At 36.7% G+C, this 2,866-nt stretch carries 3 protein-coding genes; all 3 read left to right on the top strand.

Going from position 1 to position 2,866, the window contains the following annotated elements; translation table 11 throughout:
* Nucleotides 1-469: CpsB/CapC family capsule biosynthesis tyrosine phosphatase (locus ACRCJ0_RS11505; protein WP_431390504.1), on the top strand; the 469-nt coding region annotated here is incomplete at its 5' end.
* Nucleotides 470-542: 73 nt separating this feature from the next.
* The gene (locus tag ACRCJ0_RS11500) at nt 543-2,378 is read left to right on the top strand and encodes a polysaccharide biosynthesis protein (protein WP_413937746.1); all 1,836 of its coding nucleotides are present in this window, start codon (nt 543-545) and stop codon (nt 2,376-2,378) included.
* A 140-nt stretch (nt 2,379-2,518) separates the two neighbouring features.
* Nucleotides 2,519-2,866, top strand: a 348-nt coding sequence (locus ACRCJ0_RS11495) for a Wzz/FepE/Etk N-terminal domain-containing protein (protein WP_431390503.1), incomplete at its 3' end; no start/stop codon positions are given.

The raw sequence follows: 2,866 nt of genomic DNA, 5'->3' as shown, positions 1-2,866 counted from the left end.
GCATTATATTTTAATTGAATTTCCAAGTCATGAAGTACCGCATTATGCGGAACAAGTATTCTTTGATTTATTGTCACGAAATATTCGCCCAATCATCGTTCATCCTGAACGAAATCAAAAGATTATTGAAAAACCAGAAATATTAAAACATTTTGCGGAGATGGGTTGTTACGCACAGTTAACAGCAGCTTCATATTTAGGGGAGTTTGGTTCTGGTGTTGAAGAAACGAGTCGTTTGTTGATTGAAGAAAATCTTGTCCATATGCTCGCTTCAGATGCCCACCGTCCACATGGACCTAGGGGGTTTAATATGGAGGCAGCCTTCAACAAAATGCAGGCTGAGTATGGGAATAGTATCGTGTTTGATTTTAAATCCAATGCGAAAAGTTTAGTGAATGGGGATCCAATGATCACCAATTTTGTTTTAGACCAACCAAAACGTAAGAAGAAATTTTTTGGTTTGTTTTAGTTTATTGGATTTGTAGTTTGTTATAAATACGTATCAAAAAAAGAAAAGAACAAGTTGGGAGCGTAACGCGTAAATGAATTTTTCTAAACACCAAAAATATTCGATACTAGCGATTGCTGATTTTGTATCGATATTAGTCGCTGGTTTTGCCGCATATCTATTACTTGAAATTTATGTAGGTTTAACCGTATCAATGACGTTAAGTTTATCAATTATCTACTTCATTACTTATATACTAGCTAGTTTAGGGACAAAAAACTACAACTTGATTATTCGCTATATGAGTTTTAAAGGGGCATCAGATTTACTGATTACCCATTTTATTGCATCAATTTTAACCCTAGCGTCAGCAGCAATTGTTTATAGAAGCTTTTCTATTCGATTTGTTTTCTTATTAGCAGTATTTGCCATTGGTTTAACTTTTGTATCGCGTGCTTCATGGCGCTTAACAATGGACCGTAGAGAAAACATACCAAATGGTGAAAGGGTCTTTGAACCAACTTTACTTGTAGGTGCAGGTCGAGGCGGAAATACCTTCCTTAAACAGTTTAAAAATGATGGTGCATATCGATTCGTCGGTTTTGTAGATGATGATAAAGAGTTACTACACAAGAAAATGGATAACTTGAGCATCTTAGGGTGCATTAAAGATATTCCAAGTATTATCGAACAATACCATTTACAAAATATCATTATTACGGCACCAACCCTACCAAGTGAAAAGATTGAACAAATCTTAGACTGGGGTATTGAATATGACGTGGATGTGCGTCAAATGCCTTCAGTTGAAAAAACATTATTAGGTTACCAAATGGATACAACTTCTGGCCCACAAGAAATTTCAATTTCTGATCTTTTGGGCCGTGACGAAGTAGAATTAGACGATTCAGATGCCTTCCGTCAAATCTCTGGTAAAGACATCTTAGTTACAGGTGCCGGTGGTTCAATTGGTTCTGAAATATGTCGTCAGGTAGCTAAATTCGCACCAAAAACGATTTATCTTTTAGGTCACGGAGAAAACTCAATCTACTTGATCAACCAAGAGTTCGCTCAAAAAGACTTACCAAATACCCAGATTATTCCAATCATTGCTGACGTTCAAGATAAAGAACATATTGAACAGATCATGCAAACCTACAAACCAGATATCGTTTACCATGCAGCAGCCCATAAACATGTGCCGTTAATGGAAGCTAACCCAACTGAAGCAGTGAAAAATAATGTCTTTGGAACATTGAATGTGGCAACCGCAGCGAAGAATGCCAATGTTGATGTCTTCGTTATGGTATCCACTGATAAAGCCAACAACCCACCTAACGTAATGGGGGCTTCAAAACGAATCGCTGAAATGCTAGTAACTGGTATGGGTAAAGTTTCAAACCATACGAAATTTGCAGCAGTACGATTCGGTAATGTATTGGGTTCACGTGGTTCAGTTATCCCTGTATTCAAGAAACAAATTGAAAAGGGTGGCCCGGTAACTGTTACAGACTTTAGAATGCGTCGTTACTTCATGACCATTCCTGAAGCAAGTCGTTTGGTTATCCAAGCTGGCGCTAAAGCAGAAGGTGGGGAATTGTTTATTTTAGATATGGGTAAAGAAGTCCTAATCCTAGATCTTGCTAAGAAAATGATTAAACTATCAGGCTTTACTGAAAAAGAAATTCCAATTGTTGAAAGTGGTATTCGGCCGGGTGAAAAACTTTATGAAGAACTGCTACTGACTGATGAAACAACTGGTCAAAAAGTTGATGATAAGATTTTTGTTGGAAAAATTACCAGTCAGCCAATTGAAGAAATTTATGAATTCGTTGAATCATTAGACTTAACAGCGGTTAACGATGTTACCTTAAACAAAAAGTTAGTTGATTTTGTTCACCGTGATGCGAAAACATCTGAAAACGGATAATGAGAATCAAGTGAAAAATACCAGGAACCACAATATCTTATTGAAAACTTAAAAACCGGTATGGTAGACTGAAATAGTTATGATATTATATTCAAATAGGAAGTAAATAATATGCATTATATTTGCTCGAGGAGGACGAGATGAACGACACCCAAGAAATCTCTTTAATTGAGATACTGAATATTCTTACTGCGAATATTTGGAAGATCATTTCAACAACTATTATTGGGATTGTATTAGCAGCTTTAGTGACATTTTTCTTAATGACACCAAAATATACATCTACGACAGATATTGTTGTGAATAACGCTGCTACCGCTACTACAGAAAATACAATCACACAAGCAGGATTACAAGCAAACTTGACGCTTTTAAACACTTACCAATCATTGGTAAGCCGTCCATTAGTGCTTGATCCTGCCATTGCAGAGGTACCTGAAGCAGAAGGCATGACGGCTGCTGAATTAGCAGGAAATGTTACAGTTTCT

It is taken from the genome of Aerococcus sp. L_32 (assembly GCF_050689315.1).
This window is presented reverse-complemented; position numbering and strand designations above follow the sequence as displayed.

Excerpts from the sequence above, each read along its gene's own strand:
- ACRCJ0_RS11500 (WP_413937746.1), top strand. The coding sequence starts at position 543 with ATGAATTTTTCTAAACACCAAAAATATTCGATACTAGCGATTGCTGAT.